The following is a 23,421-nucleotide window of genomic DNA, read 5'->3' as shown; positions in this document are numbered from 1 at the left end:
GTCGTCGCCCGAGGGACCGGTGCCGGTGCGAACGGGTTCGCGGGTGGCCCTCGACGTCAATCGCTCAGTCGTGCGGAAGTTCCTCGAGCCGCCGCTTCAGCTCCCCGAGCACGGCCTCGCTCAGCCGGATGGCGTCGCGCTCCCCGTGGCGCGCGAGCTCCATCACGCGCCGGGCGATCAGGCCGCGCGCTCCGACCGCCGAATGTGGGACATGCAGGGACCCGCAGACGCGGTCGATGGCGATCGACATCGCGTCGATCACCTCCGGCTCGAACGCATCGACCTTTCCGAGCGCGACCACTCTGTCCATGACGGCTGCTCCATGCTCGTGCCACGCCCGCCCGGCCACGCGGGCGATCGCGACGATCACGCGGCTCCTCGCCCGGACGCGCCGATCCCGCCGAGGCTCGGGTTGGTCCAGGCCCTGCGAGGTCCGGACGATCCGAACAGCGGATCGTCTGGAAGGCGGACCGGCGCCTGTAGAACGGGACCCCGGCGGCATCCGACGCGAGCGTGTCGATGGTAATTGACCATGCCGGCCCGCCCCGGTGAAAGGCCGGGTTTGTGCAGAATTGTACGCACAGCTCGGATGTGTTGCGCGCGCCGGCACGGTTCGTTTAAACGGGATTCTCACCGGAAGCGGACATCCATCGGCCGGCAGGCGTGCGCGAAGGCACGACGAAAATGAGCGGAGCGCCAGCCATCCTGGTCGTCGACGACGACGAGGCGGTGCGCGAGGTCCTGCGCAAGGGCCTCGAGGCCGAGGGATTCGCGGTGCGCGAGGCGGCCGGCAAGCAGTCGCTGCTCGAGGCCCTCGACGCCGAGCCGATCCGTCTCATCACGCTCGACCTCGGGCTCGGCCGCGACGACGGGCTGTCGCTCGCCAACGAGATCCGGGCGCGCCGGAACCTGCCGATCGTGATGATCACGGCGCGCGGCGAGCCGGTCGACCGGGTCACCGGGCTCGAGCACGGCGCCGACGACTACATCACCAAGCCGTTCCACATCCGCGAGGTGGTGCTGCGCATCCGCACCGTGCTGCGCCACTACACCGGCCTGCAGACCTCCGCGGAGCGGGACGGGCCGACCAATGTCCGGCATCGCTTCGCCGCCGGCGTTCTCGACATGGGCCGGCGCGAGCTGCGCGATCCGGCGGGGTCGGTACTCGAGCTGACCGACACCGAGATCCGCCTGCTCGATCTGTTCCTGCGCTGCCCGAACCGGGTGCTGAGCCGCGACGAGATCTCGCTCGCGATCGTCGGCCGGCGCTGGGAGCCGCTCGACCGTACCGTCGACGGGCACGTGGCGCGGCTGCGGCGCAAGATCGAGCCGCCCGGCGAGGCGCCGACCCTGATCAAGAGCGTGCGCGGGGTCGGCTACGTGTTCACGGGCGACGTCTCGACCGGCTGATCCTGCGCCACGTGAGGCGTCGGGTGGAGCGCCGCCGCGACGGCCCGGGCGAGCCGCGCCATGCTGTAGGGCTTCTCGAGGATCGCCACCCCGGCGGGCGCGCGGCTGTCGTCGCGGCGCGGATCGCCGGGCTCGAACCCGGTGGTCAGCAGCACCGGGATGGTCGGATGCTCGGCCCGCAGCGTCGCCGCGAGATCGTAGCCCGAGGCGCCCGGCATGCTGATGTCGCTGAACACCAGGTCGACCGGCTCGCCGGCGCGGATCTGCGCCAAGGCGTCGGCGGTGTCGCGCGCCTCCAGCACCGCGTAGCCGAGCATCTCCAGCCGGCGCAGCGATACCTGGCGGACCCGCTCGTCGTCCTCGACGACCAGCACGAGCTCGCCGTCCCCGGTCGGCACCGGCTCGGACGGTCCGGTCTCGATCTCGGCCGTCGCCGCGGCGCGCGGCAGGTAAAGCGACACGCAGGTGCCGGCGCCCGGTGCGCTCGTCACCGCGACGAAGCCGCCGGCGTCTCGAACGAACCCGAACACGCTGGCGAGGCCGAGCCCGGTGCCCTGGCCGAGCCGCTTGGTGCTGAAGAACGGCTCGCCGATCCGGCGCAGGATCTCGGGCGGCATGCCGACGCCGCTATCGGTGACGGAGAGCCGCACATGGTCGCCTGGCGCCGCGCCGTCGCGAAGCTCGGGCGAGCCTGGGGTCACCACGACGTTCGCCACCGCGATGGTCAGCGTGCCGCCCGCCGGCATCGCCTCGCGGGCGTTGAGGGCGAGGTTGAAGAGGACGCTGTCGATCTCGCCGGGATCGACCACGACCGGCCACAGGTCGGGTGCAATCTCGGTCCTCAGCGTCACGGCGGGCCCGACCGTGTGCTCGAGCAGGCGCGCCGCCGTCTTCACCCGCTCGCTGACGACGAGCCGCTCCCGCACCGGCGTGCGGCGCCGGCCGGCCGAGAGAATCTGCTGCATGCGCCGCGACAGGGTGGCGCCGTCGCGGATCGCCGACAGCGACGTGGCGATCGCCCGGCGCACGTCGTCGGGTGCCTCGCGCGTCTCGACCAGCTCGAGGTTCCCGGCGACGACGGACAGGAGATTGTTGAAGTCGTGGGCGATGCCGCCGGCGATCCGGCTGAACGTCTCGAAGCGCTGCGATTGCGACAGCTCCTGCTCGGCCCGCTTGCGCTCGGTGATCTCGATCGCGGCGCAGATCACCCCGCCGATCGTGCCGCCTGGATCGCGCAGCGGCTCGACCAGCAGGTCGTAGCACCACGCGACACCCTGCCAGGTGACCTCGACCTCGTGGCGCTCGCCGATCCCGGTCGTGATCACCCGCGTCTTGAGGGCGTCGAGGACGGCGGCGTCCTCCGCGCGCTCCAGGATCTCGGCGTCGCGCTTGCCGATCACGGTGTCGGCGGCGCACCCATAGACGGCGCTGTTCACCCAGGTGTAGCGCAGCGTGCGGTCCTGCGCGAACACCGTGATGGGCGCCGCCGCGAGCGCGAGGCGGAATCGCTCGTTGGCGAGCCGCAGCTCGCGCTCGGCCCGCTTGCGCGCGCCGACCTCGCGGACGATCGCCCACATCGCGTTCGGCCTGCCCTTCGCATCACGGCCCAGAACGGTGCGCAGCTCCACCGGGATCACGGTGCCGTCCTTGCGCCGGTACTCCTTCTCGTAGACGTCCGAGTAGCCGCGGCGCAGGATTTGCTCCTGCACGATCGTCTCCTCCGCGGCGTGCCAGGTCTCCGGCGTCAGGTCCCGATAGGTCAGGTTGCGCAGCTCCTCGGCCGTGTAGCCGAGCATCTCGGCATAGAGGTCGTTGTGGGCGACGATGCGCCCCGTCATGTCGGTCTGTACGAACGGGTCTCGCATCGACTCGTGCAGGGTGCGGTAGCGCAGCTCGCTCTCGCGCAGGGCGGCGAGGACGCGGTCGCGCTCCTCGGCGCGGCGGGCGAGGTCGTTCGACGCCTCGCGCAGCGCCGCCCCGATCGTGTTGATCTCGGTCACCGGCGTCGCCGCGACCGAGGCGATCTCGCCGCGCCCGATCCGTCGCGCGGCCGCGTTCACGACCGACATCGCGGTCAGGATGCGTCGCCCCGTGATGCGGGTCAGGATCAGCGTGAGCATCCCCAGCGCGGCGCCGAGACCCAGAAGGGTGCCGACGGAGCGGGTCACCGGGGCCTCGAGCGAGGCGGTCGGGATGGCGACGATCACGCGCCAGCCGGCCTGCGACGTGTCGTAGGCGAAGAAGGCCGACACGCCGTCGCCATTGGTCGCGGTGAACGATCCGGCGTCGTCCTGGTAGGTCCAGCGTGTCGGCTGCCCCACGACACCGTCGAGCGCCGGGACACGGACGATCTGCAAGCCGCGCCGGTCGATGATGCCGGCCGACCATCCGGCCGGCAGCGCCATTCGCTCCAAGGTCGGACTGAGGAAATCGGGCTGGAAGCTGGCGCTCACCACCCATCCGGCCGCTCCGGAGACGCGGGTCGGCACGATCAGGTGCAGGGCCGGCTGCCCGGTGATCACGCCGGTCATCAGGTCGCTGGTGTAGGGGCGGCCGGTCGCCACCGCATAGGCGTCCGCCGCCTTCAGCTCGGGGGGGTTGCCGGTGAGCCGCGCCCCCATCGGCAGCCGCGTGCTGACGATGCCGACCCCCTCTGGATCGCGCAGGGTGACGTGGAATCGCTGCCTGCGGTGGACCTCCTGGGCGTGCCGGTAGAACTCGTCGAGGTCGCCGCGCTGCAGGCTCGGCGACAGTGCCAGCGCATCGAGCGTCGTGGAGATGTTCGCGACCTCGCGATCGACCGCGACCGCGAGCGTCCGGGCGACCGTCCGGGTGCGCTCCTTCAGACGCTCGCTCTCGGAGAGCGAGTACTGGACGAACAGGATTCCGGTGAACAGGAAGGCCGGCACGACGAGGCCGAGCCCGAGCACCGTCAGGTGCCAGGCCAGCGAGCGACTTCGGCTTTGGTCGGCGGGGCGGACGTCGGTCACGGCGAGCCCTTCGCCGATCCCGTGAGGCCACGACCAGAATGGGCCGCGTCGGCACCGGCGGTCCGCATCATAGGACGGTGACCGGCTGCCTACGACTGGATCTTCGTCGCCGCCCTGGAAGGTCGCGGGGGACGGCCCTCTTGTGTCGGATAGCCGACTCTGGGCGCGCGGCGGAACGCGCTGCGAGCGCGAACTCGCGCATCAGCGCGCCGTAGGGGCTTGGGTCGCCGAGGCTGCCGACCTTGCGGATGTCGGTCTTGCTCTTCAGGAACTCGTAGCGCGAGTCGACCTCGAACTTGGGCGGCGGCAGGACGCTGAACGCCTACGACTGCTCCTCCGGCGGCTGCGGCAGGATCGAGCACAGCATCATCGCAGCTTGGCGCGGGTGACGAAGCGCGCGGCGGCGAAGTTGCCGGCCGACAGCGGCTTTCGGTCTTCATGACTCGGGCCCGACGTCCGCTCGTCCCCGCGAAGGCGGGGCCCACAGGCTGCCCGCCGTGTGGCTCTCGAGTCCCGCCTTCGCGGGAATGAGCGGAGTGTGGGTCGACGTCAGCGGAAACCACTCCAGCCGAGCACGCCGCCCTTGGCGTTCGAGCGCCTCGACGCAAGCGACGGGCGGGACCGCCGTCCCGCGCTCAGGCCGGCGTCGTGATCCGGGCCTTGACGTCGGCGAGGCCGGCGAGGGCTCCGGCGCGTAGGAATCCCTGATCGGACGACACCACGAAGGTGCTGGCGCCGAGCTCCTTGAGCCAGGCCGCTTCCTTGCCGTTCGCCGCGTACACGCTGATCGACTTGCCGGCAGCGCGCGCCGCCGTCGTGATGCGCTCGACCGCGCGGCGCACCGCCGGCGGGTCGGGCGTCTCGTCGCCGAAGGCGGCGGTGAGGTCGCCGCGGCCGATGAACAGCGAGTCGACGCCCTCGACGGCCGCGATCGCGTCGATCTCGTCGAGTGCCTCGGGGTCCTCGATCTGCGCCACCATCACGATGCTGGCGTCGGACTCGGCGATGTGCCGCCACATCGGCACGGCCGTGTAGCGGCCGGCCGGCGTGCTGGTGGCGAAGCCGCGCTTGCCGCCGCGATAGCGGCAGAGTGCGGCGGCCTTGCGGGCGTAATCCGCGCTTGACACGTGCGGGACGAGCACGCCGGCGCCGCCGCTGTCGAGCACCGAGAGGATCGCGTCCGGGCCCGGCACGCGCACCAGCGCCGGCACGCCGGCGGCACGTGCCGCCATCATGGCGATGTCGGTGGTGCCGCGATCGAACGCCGCGTGCTCCTGGTCGATGACGACGAAGTCGAAGCCGGCGTCGGCGACGATCTCGGTGGCGTGGCCGGTCGGCGTCTTCAGGAACGTGCCGATCAGCGGCTCGCGGGCGAGCACGCGCTGGCGGAACGTCGAGGGCGATGAGGTCATGATCACGTGTCCGCTGTGTCGCTGTGCGTCACGGAATCGGATAGTCGTCGGCGTTGAGCACCCAGCCGGGTTTCTGCGAGAAGTCGAGCCGCGGCGGGCAGAAGATGTCGACGAGCTGGTTGAGGCCGGGGCCGACCGCCTCGGTCGTGTGAATCGCCGGCGGCGGGATGACGGCGATCGACGGGCTGCCGCACAGCTCGTGATCGTCGGCGCGCCAGAACGTCTTGTTGACGGTCCAGGGCCAGCGCAGATGGTGGACGAACTCGCCCTCGATCGCCAGCGAGCACTGCTCGAAGTCGTCGTGGTGATGCGGCGAGAGCCGGGTCGCGTCGCGCGGCCCCTGATAGGAATCGAGGAAGTTCACCATGAAGGTGCTGCCGCGCCAGATGCGGCCGAAGCGGCCCTTCTCGGGCGGCACGTCGAGGCCGTAGACGTGCAGCTTGTGGCCGCCCTTCGGCGCCGGCCACGGCGCGAGCGGCGCGACGAGTGGCTTCGCGTCCGCATACGCGCCGGCGTTGCTGCACATGGCGACGAGGTCGGCGGCCCGCGTGGTGATCATGCGGATGATGCGGCCCGGGACGATCACCTTGATCTTCGATGGTCCCGGCGGGACGAAGGCGAGGGAGTTGCCCTCCACCGTCGTGGTGCCGTCGCGCGTGGTGATCTCGACGACGCTCCGCCGGTCGGGCATCAGCACCGCGTACTCGTCTTCCTGCGCCTCGCGCGCCAGCACGGCGCCTACGGTCGGCTCCGAATAGGCGATGACGAAGTTCTGGCCGCGGGCGTACCAGGTCTTCCCGGCGGGCCCGTCCTCCTGCGGCGCCTCGGCGTAGAAGCGCACATACTCGGCGCCGCCGAACGGGCCTGCGGCCGCGCCGGCGCCGGCCGTCTTGGCGGGAGCCGCCGGCGCGAGGGCGGCGCGGGGGTCGCTGACGTCGTACATGGTCACCTCGTCGTCGTAACGATCGTGATGCTCGCCGCGATCGTCGTTGAAACGCGCCGCGGATCAGGCGGCCGCCGGCAGGTCTGCGTCCAGCCCGAGCACACGGGCCGCGTTCAGCGACACCATGTGCCGGATCTGGTCGTCGTCGTAGCCCAGCGCCAGGCACATCGCGATACCGCGCCGGAATCCCTCGATCGGATCGACCGACCCGACCTGGCCGAGATCCGAGCACAGGATGGTCTTCTCGACGCCGGCCGCCTCGATGTGCAGGCGCAGTTCCTCGGCGCCGGCGATCTTGAAGCGCGAGCCCTCGATGAACATGGCGAGCGAGTGCTCGACATAGGCGCCCATCGCGGCCATGCCCTTCACGTCGTTGAGGCTCGCCTCGACGATCTCCTCCGGGTGGGTGAGGATGAGCCGCGTCACGCCGCGCCGCTTGGCCTCCTCGAACACCACCCAGGTCTCGCTGATGTGGAGGTGCCCGCTCGCCAGCGTCATGTCGAAGCGGGCGACGATGTCGAGCACCGCCTTGACCTCGTCGCGCACGCCGCCGCCGGCGTCGAGCACCGGGATGCCGACCGGCGGGCGCATCCGGTCGGTCGAGGCCGGATGGCTCCACTGCGCCTGCGCCTGCCAGCGCAGATGGTTCTCGGCCGCGAGCGTCGGCAGCCAGACGATCTTGCCGCCCATCGCGGCGGTGTGCTCGACCGCGTAGGGGTTGAACCCGCCGACCACGTTGTTGAGCACGATGCTCGGATAGACCTTCGTCGTCAGCTCCGGAAAGTTCGCCCGGATCAGCGCCGCCGTCATGGCGCTCGAATAGTCGTGGTCCTTCGTCACCACCGCGGCGAAGCCGGCCGCCGAGGCGGCGCGCAGCAGCGCGACGTGGTCGAGCGCGCGCGGCGCGATCGACGGGCCGCTGTGGACGTGCGGATCGACGGCGCCGCGCAGCAGCCGGTCGATCCGGGCCTCGGTGTCGTCGCGCGTCATCGTCGGCACTCGGCTCCATGGTCGTCGCCGACGGCCTGTCGTCGGCAGGGACGTCCGCGGCGGCGTCGCGGACGTCGCGTGAGGGACGATCGTGCGACGGCCGCCCCGATGCCGCACGGGGAGCGGCGAAGGGTGTCGGGACGACGAGTCGGCGATCCTCCTGGCGGTTTCTCTCGTGTTCGCGAGAGCGGAACACCGTTTTCTTTTTAAAAAGTAACGACCGTTCGCCGCGGCTGTCAATCGCCAGCCCTCGGGTGCGGCCCGGCCCCATCGAGCGGCCGCCACCGACGATTGTCGCGGGCCACGGGCGCCGCCGTTTCGCGAGCAATCCGGTCGCAATCGGCATACCCGACGGTCACTGCCCGCCGGTCCGGCGCAACGGAAATCTGGTAGAATTCCACGTTGCGGAACGCGACGACGCCCCGTCGTCGCCGAGGAGCAGTCGAGGACGACGATGACGACGGCGGTCGTCGAACGGAGCCACTCCGTGAGAACCTCAGAGGGCAGGCCGAGCGGCGACCGGCGGGCCGCGCGGTCGCGCATCCTCTTCGTGTCGATCTGCCCGCGCGTGTCCGAGCAGGTGCGCCGGCTCGCGAAGGATTTCGACATCCCGATCGAGATCTTCGAAGGCGGGATGACCAAGGGCGGCCTGCAATACGCGATCGCGCATCAGCACGACTATGACGTGATCGTCAGCCAGGGCGGTACGGCGGCACACATCGAGTCCTGCATCACCTCGATCCCGGTCATCACCATCAAGCTGTCGATCACCGACTTTCTCGACGCCTTCGAGCGGGCGATCGAGCGCGACCGGCCGCTGGCGCTGTTCTGCGTCGCCAGCGAAGTGCTGCCCGAGATGGAGCGGGTGGCCCGCTTCTCCGGCCGGGCGCCGGACTACAAGCTCCTCGCGTACTCCCACAAGGAGGAATTCGAGACGCAGTACCGGCTCGCGGCGACGCTGCAGGGCCACACGCTGATCGGCGTCTCCTGCTACTGCGTTCTCGACATGCAGGCTCAGCTCGAGGGACAGGGCATCGACTTCGCCCTGATCAGCCCGTCGCAGCACAACATCCAGAAGGCCATCCTGTCGGCCAAGAGCATCGTCGAGTCGAAGGGCCGCGAGGAGCTGAAGGCCCAGCGGATGAAGAGCATCGTCGACTACTCGGCGCAGGGGATCGTGTCGGTCGACGGCCGGCGGCGCGTCACCTCGTTCAATCCGGCGGCCGAGCGGATCCTCGACATTCGGGCCGGCGCCGTGCTCTCCCGCGGGCTCGACGAGAAGGGCATGCCGGCGGCGCTGCGCGAACTGCACGGCGACGGCGACTTCCAGCTCAACCAGCTCGTCAAGCTCGACGGCGACGACCTCCTGGTCAACCGCATCCCGGTGCGGGCGAACGACCGTCTCGAAGAGACGATCGTGTCGTTCCAGCGCGTCACCGACATCCAGCGCCTGGAGATCAAGGCCCGCATGCAGCTTCTCTCGAAGGGGCTGGTCGCCAAGCACCGCTTCGAGGACATCGTCGGCACCAGCGCGGCGCTGCGCACCGCGATCGACCGCGCCCGCCGCTTCGCCGAGACCTCCGCCTCGGTGCTGATCGAGGGCGAGACCGGCACCGGCAAGGAGCTGTTCGTCCAGTCGATCCACAACGCCAGCGACCGGCGCGACGGGCCGTTCGTCGCGATCAACTGCGCGGCGCTTCCCGAGACGCTGCTGGAGAGCGAGCTGTTCGGTTACGCCGACGGCGCCTTCACGGGCGCGAAGCGCGGCGGCAAGGCGGGACTGTTCGAGCTCGCCCACAACGGCACGATCTTTCTCGACGAGATCGGCGAGGTGTCGCCGGCGATCCAGAGCCGCCTCCTGCGCGTCCTCCAGGAGCGCGAGATCCTGCGGGTCGGCGGCGACCGGGTGATCAAGGTCAATGTCCGGGTGCTGTCGGCGACCAACAAGAATCTCTATCAGATGGTTCGCGAGGGCCAGTTCCGCGACGACCTGTTCTTCCGGCTCGGTGTTTTGAATCTGCGGCTCCCGCCGCTGCGCGAGCGCACCGAGGACATCCGGCCGCTCGCCGATCGTTTCGTGCGGATGGCGAGCGAGACGACGGGCAAGCGCCTCGACGACCTCTCGGCCGGCGACATCCGGCTGCTGCAGCGCTACGCCTGGCCCGGCAATGTCCGCGAGCTCGAGTACTTCCTCGAGAAGCTCGCGATCCTCGCCGACGCCTCGGTGCGCACCAGCGACCTGATCGGCCTCCTGCTCGGCGAGCACACGCGCGCCCACGGACGCGACGCCGTGTCGCCGCGGCCGCTCCTCGACACGACCGACGACGACGACCGGCTGACCCTCGCGGTCGGCCCGATGCGCGACATGCAGCGCCAGATCGTCGAGCGGATGCTGGAGCGGACCAACGGCAACAAGGTCGAGGTCGCGCGCCGGCTCGGCATCAGCCGGGTGACGGTGTGGAACAAGATGAAGGAGGCCGACGCCGAAGCGCGCGATACCGACGCGTTCCGGACGGACGGCCCCTTCGCGCGCGCCGCCGGGGCTCGGTTCAGGACTTGATCTCCCACGGGCTCGCGCCGGTGCGCACGAAGCTCGCGAGCGAGCGCAGCCCGACCTCGACCATGTCGCACACCGCCTGATCGGTGAAGAAGGCGTTGTGGGTGGTCACCACGACGTTCGGGAAGGCCCGCAGGATCGCGAGCTGCCGGTGCTTGAGGATCTCGTCGCGGTGGTCGGCGTGGAAGATGCCGCGCTCGTTCTCCAGCACGTCGAGGGCCGCGGCCGAGACCTTCTTCTCCTCGATCGCCTCGATCAGCGCCTCGGTGTCGATCAGCTCGCCGCGGGCGCAGTTCACGACGATGACGCCATCCTTCATTTTCTTGATCGTGTCGGCATTGATCAGGTGCCGGGTTCCGGCGGTCAGCGGCGCGTGCAGCGAGATCACGTCGCTCTCGGCCAGAAGCTCGTCGAACGGCACGTAGGTGACGAGGTCTTTCAAGGCCGGGTTCGGCACCACGTCGTAGCCGATCAGGCAGGCATCGAAGCCCGAGAGATTCTTGGCCGTGGCGGCGCCGATGCGTCCGGTGCCGACGATGCCGATCGTCAGGTTGCGCATCTCGCGTCCCTGGGCGCCGACGATCGTGTAGTCCTGGGCGTTGTTGCGCGCGATGATGGTCTTCGCCTTGCGGATCGACATCAGGATCAGCATGACGGCGAAGTCGGCGACCGAGTTTGGCGAATAGTCCGCGTTGGAGAACCGGATGCCGAGGCGCCGCGCCGCGGGCGCGTCGATGTTGTTGTAGCCGGCCGTGCGGGCGGCAACGAAGCGGGTGCCGCCGGCCGCGAGAATCTCCAGCACCGGCGCGCTCGCATCGCAGGCGCTGAGGATCGTCACGCACTCGAAGCCCTTGGCGAGATGCGCGTTGTCGAGCGAGAGGTTCTGCGGCACCCGGGTCAGGGAGATGCCGAGCTCCTCGGCGAAGCGGTCGAAGGCGTCGCTCTCGTAAGCGCGCGCCGCATAGGCGATCACGTTCATGCGCGGGAGACCTCGGCGACGCGCCGCTCGGCGGCAGGACGGGGGCGCGGCGGCGCGACGAAGACATTCGGCGTTTCCTCGCCGCGCAGCACGCGCAGCGTTCCGGCGGCCAGCGCCTCGAGCTCGTTCTCGCCCGGGACGATCTCGACCGGTGCGATGAACGCGACGCGCTCGGACACCATGTCGGTCATCCGCTGCGAATGCGCGATGGCGCCGGTCAGCACGATGCGGTCGACCTTCCCCATCACCACGGTCGAAAGCTCGCCGATCCCCTTGGCGATCTGGTACGCCATCGCCCGATAGACGAGGTCCGCCTCGGCGTCGCCGGCATCGATGCGGGCTTCCACCTCGAGCGCGCTGTTGGTGCCCAGATAGGCGACGAGACCGCCGACGCCGCGCATCAGCTTGGTCGCCGACTTGCGGTCGTGGTCGCCGGAGAAGCAGAGATCGACGAGCTGCCGGCACGGAACCCGGCCTGCGCGCTCCGGCGAGAACGGACCTTCCTCGTCGGTCAAGACGTCGATCATCCGGCCGCCCGAGATCACGGTCGCGGTGACGCCGCCGCCCATGTGGCAGACGACGATGTTGGCGTCCTCCAGCCGCAGGCCGTCGCGCTTCAGGACCTTGATCGCCATCGCCCGCATGTTGAGGACGTGGCAGGAGGCGCGCCGCGTCAGCTCCGGGACGCCGGAGAAGCGGGCGATGTCCTCCATCTCGTCGACCACGACGGCGTCGTAGATGAAGGAGGGGATGCCGAGCGGCTCGGCGATGTCGTGGGCGATCAGGGCGCCGAGATTGGAGGCGTGCTGGTCGATCGGCCGGTGGCGCAGGAACTCGACCATGTCGTCGTTGACGAGATACGCGCCGCGCTTCAACGGCGGCAGCTTGCCGCCGCGCCCCGCGACAGCGGCGAGCGTGCCGAGGTCGAAGCCCTCGGCCGTCAGCGCAGCGACGATCGCGGCCTTACGCATCTGGAACTGGTCGCCGACTGTGTCGAACGGCGCGAGGTCGGCGGCGGAGTGATCGACCTTGCGCTCGAGCAGGCGGGCCTCGTCGGCGAAGACGGCGATCTTGGTCGACGTCGAGCCGGGGTTGATGGTCAGGATGAGTTTTGTGTCGATCATGGCGGTTCTTTCAGGAGCGGGGTGCGCGGCGCGTTCGGGCGCGGAGCGGGTTCGGTTGTGATGAACCGAACCCGGCGTCCGCTCGTCCCCGCGAAGAGGGGGCCCAGGGGCGCCACGACGCGGGGCTCTGGATCCCCGCTTTCGCGGGGACGGGCGGAGGACGGGGCGACGTCAGTGGATCCCGGTCTGGTCGTCGCTCACCGAGGCGGCGATGACCAGCGGCAGGAACTTGTCCTGCGCCTCCACGGCTCGCGAGGTGAGCACGATCGGCACCCGGCCGCCGACCACGATGCCGGCGCTCGCCGCGCCGGCCGAGTAGCGCAGTGCCTTGAGCAGGATGTTGCCGACCGAGATGTGCGGGACGACGAGCAGATCGACGTCGCCGGGCAGGGGGCTGTCGTAGCCCTTGATGCGCGCCGACTCGGCGCTGATCGCGAGGTCGTAGGAGATCGGCCCGTCGACGTGACAGCCGGGCAGCCAGCCGCCGCGGTTGAGCTCCGCCAGCGCGGCCGCCTCGGCGGTCTCGGGCATCTTCGGGTTCACGGTCTCGGCGGAGGACAAGAGCGCCACCTTGGGCGGCTCGAAGCCGATCGACCGCATGGTGGCGACCGCGTTCTCGACGATCTCCTTCTTCTGCGCGAGGTCGGGCGCGATATTGATGGCGACGTCGGTGAGGCCGATCAGCTTGTGATAGTTCGGGATCTGGACGAGGGCGAAATGCGACAGCAGCCGCCCGGTGCGCATGCCGCTTTCCGAGGAGAGCATGGCGCGCAGGAGATCGGCGGTCTGGACCTTGCCCTTCATCACGAAGTCGACGGTGCCGTCGCGCACGAGCTCGGCGGCGCGCCGGGCCGAGGCGGCCGGGTCCTCGGCATCGACGATACGGAAGTCCTCGGCGGCTTCGCCGAGCCCGGCCAGCAGCTCGCGGATTTTCCCCGCGCGACCGATCAGGCAGGCATCGAGAATCCCGTCGCGCCTGGCCTGCGCGACGGCCTCGAGCGTGTGGTCGTCCTCGGCCGCGACCACGGCTACGACCTTGCGGCGCGCCGCGCCGTCGCGGACCTTCTCGACCAGCGTGTCGAAACTCGGATAGATCAAGGCAGCACCTTCGAAAGCACGAGGAAGCACGGCTCTCCGCGCCCGATCGGGGCGGCCCCGTCGGCCTGTCGCCAAGACCCGTCGTCAGGGCGCAGCCCAGGGACCGGCTGCAGCGTGGGCAGCCGGAGCGGAGAGAGTTGAGACCGGACCCGCAGGTCCGGCCGCGTTTTTCGGGATGCGTCAGTGCGACTGCGTCAGCGCACCGCGATGGCGAAGTCCGGGCACACCGCGAAGCACTTCAGGCAGCCGATGCACTGCTCGGGATGCAGCGCCACGGCGGGCTGGTAGCCGATCGCGTTGAACGTCTCGGACATGCCGAACACGCCCATGGTGCAGATCTCGCCGCAGTAGCCGCAGGCCTTGCAGATGTCGGTCGTGATCTCCACCGTGTGATGGTGCGTCTGGCAGGCGAGGCAGCGCTCGGCCTCGCTCTGCGCCATCGCGGCGTCGAAGCCGTCCTCCACCAGCGCGAAGCTCCTCGCCCGCTCGGCCGGGTCGGCCTTCTTCGACGCGAGGCGGCGGCGGCGCGGGCCGCCGAGGGGCGCGTCCGCCTCGACCGGCTCGGCGCGCGGCGGATCGATCCTGCCGTCGCCGCCGAGGAAGATGTCGACGGCGCTCGCCGAGGTCCGGCCCGAGGCGATCGCGTCGATGATGGTCGATGGGCCGCTCACCACGTCGCCGGCGGCGAACACGCCGGGCACCGAGGTTGCGGACTTGTCGTCGACCGCGACAGTGCCGCCGCGCGCCACCTTCAGCTTCAGCGCCGCGGCGTCGGCCTGCTGGCCGGCCGCGACGATCACGGTGTCGCAGGCGATGGTGAACTCGCTGCCGTCGACCGCGACCAGCGTCGCGCCGCGGCCGCTGCCACCGTCCTTCGGGGCGAGCTTGACGCAGGTGAGCCGGCCCGCCTCGATCGTCACGGGCGCCGCCTCGAACACGAAGCCGAGCCCTTCCTCCTCGGCCTCGGCGATCTCCTCGGCCGAGGCCGGCATGGCGATGCGGCCGCGGCGATAGACGAGCGTCGTCTGCGCGCCGAGACGGATCGCGGTGCGGGCCGCGTCGATCGCGGTGTTGCCGCCGCCGATCACGGCCACGGTCTCGCCGAGCGCGACCTTTTCGCCGGCGTTGGCGCGCTTCAAGAAGTCAATGCCGTCGAGGACACCGGCGGCGGTCTCGCCGTCGACCCCGAGCTTCACCGGCGTCCAGGCGCCGGTCGCGACCAGCACGGCGTCGTGGCCATCCGCCAGCAGCGCTTCGGGCGAGCGCACCGCGGCGCCGGTCGTGATCGTCACGCCGGTCGCCGTGATGTGGGCGATCTCGGTCTCGACCACGTCGTTCGGCAGGCGATACTCGGGGATGCCCCAGCGCAGCATGCCGCCGGGCTTCGAGGCCGCCTCCAGCACCGTGACGGCGTGGCCCTTCAGCGCGAGATAGTAGGCGGCCGTGAGGCCGGCCGGACCGGAGCCGACGACCGCGACCTTGCGGCCGGTCGACGCCGCCGGCGCGGGCGGCGGAACCTTCGCGGCGAGATCGGCCGCGGCGCGCTTGAGCAGCCGAATCGCCACCGGCTCGTCGAACTGGCGGCGGGCGCACTTCGCCTCGCACGGATGGAAGCAGGCATAGCCGCACACCGCCGCGAAGGGGATCTTCTCGCGAATGGTGGCGAGCGCCGCGTCGAAGTCGCCGTCGCGGATCTCGCGGACATAACGCGGCACGTCGATCCCGGCCGGGCAGGCCGCCCGGCAGGGCGCGACCCGCGGTTCCAGACGAACATGGTCGTTCATGGCTGGTTCTTTCAGGCTGCCGCGAGGACGTTCGCCGCCGCAGCCGCGCCGGCGCGCAGCGCTGCGAGGTTCGCGTCTCGCTTCTTGTCGGAGAAGCGCTCGGAGATCGCCATCTCCAGCGCGTCCTTGGTCAGGATGCCGCCGGCCGTGCACAGGAAGCCGAGCGCGACGAGATTGGCGAGGCCGGGATTGCCCATCTTGGCGGCCGTGTCGGTGAACGGGAAGCCGGCGAGATTGCGGCCCTCGCGCTCCGGCACGAAGGTGGTGTCGTAGATCACCAGTGCGCCCTCGGCGGCGCTCCCCTCGTATTTCTTCATCGCCTCCGGCGACATCGCCAGGACGACGTTCGGGGTCTCCACCTGCTGGTAGACGATCTCGGCGTCGTCGATGATCACCTCGGTCATCGACGTGCCGCCGCGAGTGGCGATGCCGTAGGACACGGTCTGGACGACGTTGGCGCCTTCCAGGATCGCGGCCTCTCCCAGCAGCGTGCCGGCGAGAAGGACGCCCTGCCCGCCGGATCCGGCGAGAACGATCTCGGATCTCCTGGACATCTCGGTCACCTCGTGAAGTTCTTGAACATCGGTCTCGCGCCCTCAGTTGCCGGTCGCCCGGGCGCCGACCTCGGCGTAGCGCGCGTTGAAGTCAGGCTCGTTGCGGTCGACCAGCCGGCCGATCGGAAACAGTCCGGCGCGGGCTTCCGGCGTCATGGTCCGCCAGGTCTCGACCGGCACGGTCTTCTCCTGCAGCCAGGCGATCATCTCGGTGCCCTTCTTCATCTTGTTGTTGGAGCCGAAATGGGTCGGGCAGGGGCTCAGCACCTCGACCACCGAGAAGCCCTTGCGGCTCAGCGCCTCGCCGATCAGCGTTTTGAGGTCGTCGACGTGCCAGGGCGTCGAGCGGGCGACGTAGTTGGCGCCCGCCACCTCGGCGAGCGCGCAGATGTCGACCTGCCGCTCGGGATTGCCGTAGGCGCTCGTCTGGGTGATCGCCCCGCTGAAGGTCGTTCCCGAGAACTGGCCGCCGGTCATGCCGAAGTTGAAGTTGTTGATGATGATCGCCGTCAGATCCATGTTCCGCCGCGCGGCGTGCAGGAAATGGTTGCCGCCGATCGTGACGCTGTCGCCGTCGCCCATGAAGACGACGACGTGGAGATCGTCCTTCGCCGCCTTGATGCCGGTCGCGCAGGCGAGCGCGCGGCCGTGGGTGGTGTGCAGGGCGTGGGTGACGAGATAGTCGTCGAGCTTGCCCGTGCAGCCGATGCCGGTGACGACGACGGTGTCCTGGTTGCTGTAGCCGAGCTCCTCGAAGGAGCGCAGGCAGGCACGCAGCATCGTACCGATGCCGCAGCCGGGGCACCACATGTGCGGCATCACCCCGTCTTTCAGATACTGCTGGCCGGTCGCGTAGGGCACACCGGTGCGAGCCTCTGGGGCGCCGGCTCGCGGTGCGCAGGTCTTGGTGGCGCAAGTCATGAGAAACCTCCTCGCCGCTCGCTCAGATCGCCTTCAGGATGTCGCGCGGCGTGATGATCTGGCCGTTCCAGCCGTTCACCCGCCGGACGTCCTTGTCGGCGCCGAGCACCTTCTTCACCTCGCCGGCGATCTGGCCGTGGTAGTTCATCTCCGGCACGACGACGGTGCGGGCACGGCCGCCGAGCTCGGCGACCGCCTCGCTCGGGAACGGCCAGACGGTGACGAGCTGCAGCACGCCGGCCTTGACGCCCTCGGCCCGCAGCTTGGCGGCCGCGGCGCGCGCCGCCCGTGTCACGGTGCCGAAGGCGACGAGCAGAATGTCGGCGTCGTCGGCCTCGAACGCCTTGGTCTTCACGATCTCGGCGCGATGGTGCTCGAACTTGGCGTTCTTGCGGGCGATCTGCCGGGCGGCGTTCTCCGGCGAGTTGTTGGAGTAGCCGTCGGGCCCGTGCATCGAGCTCGACACGTGCATGATGTACTCGCTGCCGTAGGACGAGATCGGCGGCACACCGTCCGGCGCCGGGGCGAACGGCCGATAGGCGGCCGGGTCGCCGGTCGGCTTGGCGCGGTCGATCACCTCGATCTCGCCCGCGTCCGGGATCACGATGTTCTCGCGCATGTGGGCGACGATCTCGTCGGCCGCGATAACCACCGGGGTGCGCAACCTCTCCGCGAGGTTGAAGGCCTCGACGGTCAGGCTGAAGCACTCGGCGACCGACGACGGCGACAGTGCGATCAGCTCCTGGTCGCCGTGGCGACCCCAGCGGATCTGCATGATGTCGGACTGGGCCGGCTTGGTGGCCAGCCCGGTCGACGGACCGGACCGCTGCACGTTCATCACGACGCAGGGCACCTCGCCCATGATCGCCAGACCCAGATTCTCCTGCATCAGCGAGAAGCCGGGTCCGGACGTCGCCGTGAACGACTTGGCGCCGGTGAGCGACGCCCCGATGATCGCCGCCATCGAGGCGATCTCGTCCTCCATCTGCATGTAGACGCCGCCCAGCTTGGGCATCACCCGGGAGCATTCCTGGGCGATCTCCGACGACGGCGTGATCGGATATCCGGCATAGAAGCGTGCACCGGCGTAGATCGCGCCCTGTGCCATGGCTTCGTTGCCCTGCAACAATCGTCCGTGATTCTTCATCAGTTCCTCCCGATGGTGTCGGGCAGCGTTTATCCAGTGCCGGCGCGCGTCGCGCCGGGCGTCACATCAGGCCGAGCATCTTCCACCAGGGAATGCTGACGACGGCGCCGAGCACGATCAGGACCATGTAGACGAAGGTGAGCTTCACCATCTGCCCGTCGGTCGCCATCTCGTCTTTGGTGCCGAACTGGGCGCACATGTAGATCGTGTTGGTGTAGCGCAGGACCCAGATGCCGCCGGCGCAGAACGTCACGAAGATCACGATCCACGGATTGACGCCGAGCGGAACCAGCAGCGGCGAGAGGATCATGGCGAACATCACCGACATCGACGTCATGTTGGTGAGCAGAAACTTCAGCCCGTAAACCGACACGGCCATGAAGGCGACGAACAGCACCGGCTGGCGGATCACCGAGTCGAGGAACGGGCCGAGCAGCGAGCCGAGATACTTGTCGATCTTCAGGAAGCCGATCACCGAGGCCATGTTGAAGACGCTGCCGATCAGCATCACGGCCGGCCACTCGATGCCGTTCTTGAAGTCGTTGGCCGTCATGGTGCGGACGCCGAGCAGCGTGCACATGGCCGTGACGGCGACGACGCCCGAGTTGATCTTGTGGTAGCCCTCGGTCATCCACATCAGGAGCGCGCAGATCAGCACGGCGAGGACGATCTTCTCGTCCTTAGTCATCGGGCCGATCTTGGCGAGGGCCTCCTTGCCGTAGTTCGCCGGCAGCGCGACCTTCTCCTTCGGAGAGTAGAGGACCAGGATCGCGACCGTCATGCCGATGCCGACCACCAGGCCCCAGGGCAGCGACCACAGGAGCCAGTCCATCCAGGAGACGTTCTGGAACTCCTTCGGCAGGGCGGCGATCAGGGCGTAGTGCGAGAACGAGCCCGACAGGAAGATGTGGCCCATGATCACGTAGCCGAGATAGCAGGCGCCGAGCATGCCGGCGGCCGCGGCACTCTTGCGCGGCAGGCCGAGCGAGTCGGAGATCGCAAGCGCCATCGGCGAGGAGAGCGCCGCCTTGGCGTTCATCGAGGGCACCAGCGGGCTGATGATGATGCCCGAGCCGACCAGGCCCAACACCTGGCCCTTGAAGGTCGGCGGCACCAGCGACAGCACCCACAGCGAGATTCGCTTCAGGAGTCCGACCCGCCCGGCGACGGCACCGAGGCCGAACGCGCCGACCATGATCCACCAGCCTGGCGTCGAGAAGTTGTAGAAGGCGCGCGGGAACGGCACGGCGCCGAACGCGACCCACAGCGTGCACATCATCAGGCCGGTGACGTATTCCGGCACGAGCTGGGTCATCCACCAGCCGACCGCGCAGATCGTGATGCCGAGCGCGTACATGGCCTGCGTGGTCAGGCCGTCGGGCGGCGGCAGGGTCCCGACATAGACGCCGATCGCGATCGCGGCCAGCGATCCGACGATCCTGATGATCTTGATGACGTCGAGCTTTTCTTTATCAGCTCCCATCGTCCGCTCCTGAAACCTATGAACGTGTTCTGGAGAGGTTCGGCCGCGGATGCGGCGAACCGGCAGAAGAGGCGAAAAGCCTCTGCGGACGCCCACGGGGGGAGGCGCTCGCCGGGAAGAGAGCAACCGAGGTGCCAGTGGGGGCGCCGGAGGCAGGAAGGGGCAGGCGGCGGCGCGGAGCGGCTACTCTTTAATTTGTCGAATCAGAGAATTGTGGTCCGCCCCCGGACGAACCCGTAAGGTGATCTGCGGATTGGCGAACGCAGCGTCGGACGCACGGCAAAGGCGGTCGTGAACGCGGCCGGATGTTCAAACTTTCAACGCCGTCAAAAAAATGAACGCGCCGCCGTTCGATCCTCGGCCGCACGGGCTCCCCCGACCCTCGCCGTCGTGCTACACCGCCGGCGAGGGTGTGCTGGTCAGGCGCCGGCCCCGCAAAAATCCACGGACCGAAAACATGAACATCGGTGACAGTCCGCTGCTGACGGACCTCTACCAGCTCAACATGATGCAGGCCTATCTCGCCAACGGGATGACCGGGACGGCGTCGTTCGAGCTGTTCGTGCGGCGGTTGCCGCCGGGGCGGTCCTTCCTGATGACCGCCGGGCTCGAGCAGGCGGTGGACTGGCTCGCCGGCTTCCGGTTCTCCGCCGACGAGCTCACCTATCTGGAACAGAGCGGCCGGTTCGACGCCGCGATGCTCGACTATCTCGCGACCCTGCGCTTCGCGGGCGACATCGACGCCATGCCGGAGGGCACGGTGTTCTTCCCGCACGAGCCGATTCTCAGGGTCACGGCGCCGCTGCCGCTCGCGCAGCTCCTGGAGTCGCGGCTCATCAACCTGATCCAGATGCAGAGCCTGGTCGCCACCAAGGCGGCGCGCGTGATGCTGGCGGCACCCGGCAAGACGCTTGTCGACTTCGGCTTCCGCCGGGCGCACGGGGCCGAAGCCGGGCTGATGGCGGCGCGCGCGTCCTACGTCGCCGGCTTCGCCGGCACCGCGACCGTGCTGGCCGAGATGCTGTGGGGCATCCCGATCTACGGCACCATGGCGCACTCCTACGTGCAGGCGCACGAGGACGAGAGCGTCGCCTTCGAATCGTTCGCGCGGGCGCGGCCGGACAATCTCACGCTGCTGATCGACACCTACGATCCCGAGGCCGCGGCCCGGAAGGTCGTCGCCCTCGCCCCGAAGCTCGCGCGGGAAGGCATCGTGATCCGCTCGGTGCGCATCGACAGTGGAGACCTCGTCGGCCTGTCGCGGCGGGTGCGCGCCATCCTCGATGCGGGCGGCTGCCCGGACATCAAGATCTTCGTCTCGGGTGGGCTCGAGGAGGGGCAGATCGCCGCGATCGTCGAGTCGGGCGCGCCGATCGACGGCTACGGGGTCGGCACCGCGCTCACCACGTCGCAGGACCAGCCGGTGCTCGACATCGTCTACAAGCTGCAGGAGTACAAGGGCGTGGCGCGGCGCAAGCGCTCGGCCGCGAAGCAGACGTTTCCAGGCCGCAAGCAGGTGTGGCGCACTCATGCGGCGGACGGCACGATCGCGGGCGACGTCATCTCGCTCGACGGCGAGACGCTGCCGGGAGAGACGCTGCTCGCGCCGGTGATGCGGGCGGGCGAGCGGGTGCGTCGCGATCCGACGCTCGCCGAGATTCGGGCGCGCGCCGCCGCCGAGCTCGCCGCGCTGCCGAAGGCGCTGCGCGACCCGCTGCATCCCGGCCCCTACCGGGTCGAGATCGGCACCGCCCTGCACGACCTCACCGAGGCGGTCGACCGCCGCATCGCCGCGCACGGGTGATGTTCCGCCTCGTGCCCCGGACGCCGCGCGGGGCATCGCGCCGTGCGGTGAGCCGGGGCCCAGGGGCGGTTCGACGAGCGGTTCGCCCGGTCGCCCTGGGTCCCGGGTCGCGGCGCTGCGCGCCGCGCCCGGGACACGAGGTCGCGGCCTCCGGCGCCGCCTCGGTAAGCCCCCGTTAAGCCTGATCTGGATTAATGCCCCAATTCGGGACATCCGATCCGGACCGGGGCCGCCATGGCGGAGCGCATCCTCATCGTGGACGACGACCCGGTGCAGCGGCGCCTGCTGGAGGGGCTCGTCCAGAAATTCGGCTTCGACGCGGTGTCGGTCCCGGGCGGCGACGCCGCCGTGGCGCTGCTCGCCGACCCCGACGCGCCGGCCGTCGACGCCGTGGTGCTCGACCTCGTGATGCCGGATCTCGACGGGCTCGGCGTGCTCTCGCGGCTGCGCGACCTCGGTCACGCCCTGCCCGTGATCGTCCAGACCGCGCATGGCGGCATCGACAACGTCGTCTCGGCGATGCGGGCCGGCGCGGTCGACTTCGTGGTCAAGCCGGTCGGGCCGGAGCGGCTGCTCGTGTCGCTGCGCAACGCCCTGCAGGCGCGCGCTCTCGAAGGCGAGCTGTCGCGCCTCAAGCGCAGCCGCGCCGGCACCCTGACGATCAAGGACATCGTCACCCGCAGCCCGGCGATGCGGGCCGTGCTGCGCGCCGCCGAGAAGGCGGCGACGTCGACGATCCCGGTGTTGATCGGCGGCGAATCGGGCGTCGGCAAGGAGCTGCTCGCCCGCGCCATCCACGGGTCCGGCGAGCGCCGGGCGAAGCCTTTCGTCGCCGTGAACTGCGGCGCGCTGCCCGACACGCTCGTCGAGTCGATCCTGTTCGGCCACGAGAAGGGCGCCTTCACGGGCGCCTCGGAGAGGCATGTCGGCAAGTTCGTCGAGGCCTCGGGCGGCACCCTGTTCCTCGACGAGGTGGGCGAGCTGCCGCCGGCCGCCCAGGTGAAGCTCCTGCGCGCCCTCCAGGAGGGCGAGGTCGAGCCGGTCGGCGGGCGGCGCCCCGTCAAGGTCGACGTGCGGCTGATCTCGGCGACCAATCGGGACCTGATCGCCGACGTCGGCGCCGGGCGCTTCCGCGAGGACCTGTTCTACCGCCTGCACGTCTTCCCGATCACGCTGCCGCCGCTGCGGGCGCGGGCCGAGGACATCCCGGAGCTCGTGCGCCATTTCCTGGTGCGGTTCGCGGCCGAGGAGGGGCGGCGGGTGCGCCGCGTCTCGGCCGAGGCGCTGGCCCTGCTCGCCGGCCACGCCTGGCCCGGCAATGTGCGCCAGCTCGAGAACGCGGTGTTCCGCGCCGTCGTGCTGGCCGAGGGCGACGAGATCGGACCTGACGAGTTCCCGCAGATCGTCACCGCCGCGACCGTGCCGATTCCGACCGCGGAGTCGCCGCCTTCGCTGGTCCCGGCAACGGTGCCGGCGGGCGCCGCGAACACGTCCGGCCCGCTCTCGGCAACGAGGCTCGCCGCCACGAATTTGCCGCAGACCGGACCGGTCGCCGTCTCGCTCACCGACACGATGCCGTCCGCGGCCGACCTGATGCCGCTTCTGGGGCCGGACGGCGAGGTGCGGCCGCTGGACGAGATCGAGGCCGGCGCGATCCGCTTCGCGATCGCCCATTACAATGGGCAAATGTCTGAGGTCGCACGCAAATTGCGGATCGGCCGGTCGACTTTGTATCGCAAGCTGGAAGGGCTCGGCATGGCGCCGTCGGAGGACGACGCGACCGTCGACGTGTCCGCCCGGTGACAGCGCCGCGAAAACCGCGACGTAGGCCACGAAAACTGGGGCTCGGCCGCAACCGGCTGAGCTAAGTTGAAGTCCCGATGCCGTGGCCGTGCGTCGCTTCGCGGCGGCTGCGGAGAAATTCGAGTCTCCCGGGTCGGCGGCGCCGCCGATCCGGAACCGTCGGCGTCGCGCGGCGGGCTCGATGTGGTGCTGACGTTTGCCCCTGGGAGGACATCGCCTATGCGCTTCGATCGTCTGCTCGCCGGAACGGCGCTCGCGCTGGTTCTCGCCCTCGGCACCGCCCACGCCCAGTCCGCACCCGACACGCCGGCCGCCGCTCCGACGGCGCCCGCGCTCGACGCGGTTCCGCCGACCGAGCCGGCTCCGCTCGCCGTGACGCCGGCCGATCTCGCGCCCGCCGATCCGGCGCCGGTCGCCGCCGC

The 23,421-nt window shown here is 70.0% G+C and carries 17 protein-coding genes and 1 pseudogene; 5 read left to right on the top strand and 13 right to left on the bottom strand.

The window, feature by feature from the left end:
* Positions 1–64: 64 nt before the first annotated feature.
* Entirely contained in the window at positions 65–370 is a 306-nt protein-coding gene (locus tag ABTU92_RS05550; RefSeq protein WP_408088470.1) for a hypothetical protein, read from the bottom strand.
* A gap of 314 nt (positions 371–684) precedes the next feature.
* Between ABTU92_RS05550 and ABTU92_RS05545 the strand changes: the two genes are divergently transcribed.
* A complete protein-coding gene (locus ABTU92_RS05545; protein WP_408088468.1) occupies positions 685–1,410 on the top strand; it encodes a response regulator transcription factor in 726 nt (241 codons plus the stop codon).
* Here ABTU92_RS05545 and ABTU92_RS05540 read toward each other — a convergent pair.
* From ABTU92_RS05540 to ABTU92_RS05525, 4 genes are all read right to left on the bottom strand, one after another.
* Positions 1,377–4,400: a PAS domain S-box protein gene (locus ABTU92_RS05540; RefSeq protein WP_408088466.1), complete on the bottom strand. Its 3,024-nt coding sequence runs from the start codon at positions 4,398–4,400 to the stop codon at positions 1,377–1,379. The two genes, ABTU92_RS05545 and ABTU92_RS05540, sit on opposite strands and share 34 nt — an antisense overlap.
* Before the next feature lie 635 nt (positions 4,401–5,035).
* Positions 5,036–5,812, bottom strand: a complete 777-nt coding sequence (locus ABTU92_RS05535; protein WP_408088464.1) for an HpcH/HpaI aldolase family protein — start codon at positions 5,810–5,812, stop codon at positions 5,036–5,038.
* A gap of 28 nt (positions 5,813–5,840) precedes the next feature.
* Positions 5,841–6,755, bottom strand: coding sequence for a hypothetical protein (locus tag ABTU92_RS05530; RefSeq protein ID WP_408088462.1), 915 nt, complete (start codon positions 6,753–6,755; stop codon positions 5,841–5,843).
* 63 nt (positions 6,756–6,818) lie between these two features.
* On the bottom strand, positions 6,819–7,745 hold the full coding sequence (locus tag ABTU92_RS05525) for a DUF6282 family protein (protein WP_408088460.1): 927 nt from the start codon (positions 7,743–7,745) through the stop codon (positions 6,819–6,821).
* Positions 7,746–8,232: 487 nt separating this feature from the next.
* Between ABTU92_RS05525 and ABTU92_RS05520 the strand changes: the two genes are divergently transcribed.
* Positions 8,233–10,305, top strand: coding sequence for a sigma 54-interacting transcriptional regulator (locus ABTU92_RS05520; RefSeq protein ID WP_408088458.1), 2,073 nt, complete (start codon positions 8,233–8,235; stop codon positions 10,303–10,305).
* Here the strand turns inward: ABTU92_RS05520 and ABTU92_RS05515 are convergent.
* The 8 genes from ABTU92_RS05515 to ABTU92_RS05480 all read right to left on the bottom strand — a co-directional run bounded on the left by ABTU92_RS05515 (position 10,295) and on the right by ABTU92_RS05480 (position 19,392).
* Positions 10,295–11,281, bottom strand: coding sequence for a D-isomer specific 2-hydroxyacid dehydrogenase family protein (locus ABTU92_RS05515; protein ID WP_408088456.1), 987 nt, complete (start codon positions 11,279–11,281; stop codon positions 10,295–10,297). The two genes, ABTU92_RS05520 and ABTU92_RS05515, sit on opposite strands and share 11 nt — an antisense overlap.
* Positions 11,278–12,405: a butyrate kinase gene (gene buk, locus ABTU92_RS05510; protein WP_408088454.1), complete on the bottom strand. Its 1,128-nt coding sequence runs from the start codon at positions 12,403–12,405 to the stop codon at positions 11,278–11,280. Before buk ends, ABTU92_RS05515 begins: the two co-directional genes overlap by 4 nt.
* A 171-nt stretch (positions 12,406–12,576) precedes the next feature.
* Complete coding sequence (locus ABTU92_RS05505; protein WP_408088452.1) at positions 12,577–13,503, bottom strand: bifunctional enoyl-CoA hydratase/phosphate acetyltransferase; 927 nt, start codon at positions 13,501–13,503, stop codon at positions 12,577–12,579.
* Between the two features lie 194 nt (positions 13,504–13,697).
* Positions 13,698–15,287 (bottom strand): FAD-dependent oxidoreductase, encoded by a 1,590-nt coding sequence (locus ABTU92_RS05500; RefSeq protein ID WP_408088450.1) that lies wholly within the window; start codon positions 15,285–15,287, stop codon positions 13,698–13,700.
* A gap of 11 nt (positions 15,288–15,298) precedes the next feature.
* On the bottom strand, positions 15,299–15,841 hold the full coding sequence (locus ABTU92_RS05495; RefSeq protein ID WP_408088448.1) for a 2-oxoacid:acceptor oxidoreductase family protein: 543 nt from the start codon (positions 15,839–15,841) through the stop codon (positions 15,299–15,301).
* Between the two features lie 42 nt (positions 15,842–15,883).
* Positions 15,884–16,762 (bottom strand): thiamine pyrophosphate-dependent enzyme, encoded by an 879-nt coding sequence (locus tag ABTU92_RS05490; protein WP_408088446.1) that lies wholly within the window; start codon positions 16,760–16,762, stop codon positions 15,884–15,886.
* Positions 16,763–16,784: 22 nt separating this feature from the next.
* Complete coding sequence (locus ABTU92_RS05485; protein WP_408088444.1) at positions 16,785–17,909, bottom strand: 2-oxoacid:acceptor oxidoreductase subunit alpha; 1,125 nt, start codon at positions 17,907–17,909, stop codon at positions 16,785–16,787.
* Between the two features lie 61 nt (positions 17,910–17,970).
* The gene (locus tag ABTU92_RS05480; protein ID WP_408088442.1) at positions 17,971–19,392 is read right to left on the bottom strand and encodes an SLC13 family permease; all 1,422 of its coding nucleotides are present in this window, start codon (positions 19,390–19,392) and stop codon (positions 17,971–17,973) included.
* Positions 19,393–19,849: 457 nt separating this feature from the next.
* On the opposite strand from ABTU92_RS05480, the gene ABTU92_RS05475 reads away from it, so the two are divergent.
* From ABTU92_RS05475 to ABTU92_RS05465, 3 genes and pseudogenes are all read left to right on the top strand, one after another.
* Complete coding sequence (locus tag ABTU92_RS05475; RefSeq protein ID WP_408088440.1) at positions 19,850–21,196, top strand: nicotinate phosphoribosyltransferase; 1,347 nt, start codon at positions 19,850–19,852, stop codon at positions 21,194–21,196.
* Positions 21,197–21,430: 234 nt separating this feature from the next.
* Positions 21,431–22,999, top strand: a complete 1,569-nt coding sequence (locus ABTU92_RS05470) for a sigma-54-dependent transcriptional regulator (protein ID WP_408088438.1) — start codon at positions 21,431–21,433, stop codon at positions 22,997–22,999.
* A 219-nt stretch (positions 23,000–23,218) separates the two neighbouring features.
* Positions 23,219–23,421: pseudogene (locus tag ABTU92_RS05465) on the top strand (hypothetical protein); the annotation flags it as partial.

Source organism: Rhodoplanes sp. SY1 (genome assembly GCF_046000175.1).
Lineage (GTDB): Bacteria > Pseudomonadota > Alphaproteobacteria > Rhizobiales > Xanthobacteraceae > Rhodoplanes.
Note: the sequence above shows the minus strand (reverse complement) of the source record. Positions and strands in the feature narration are given on the sequence as shown.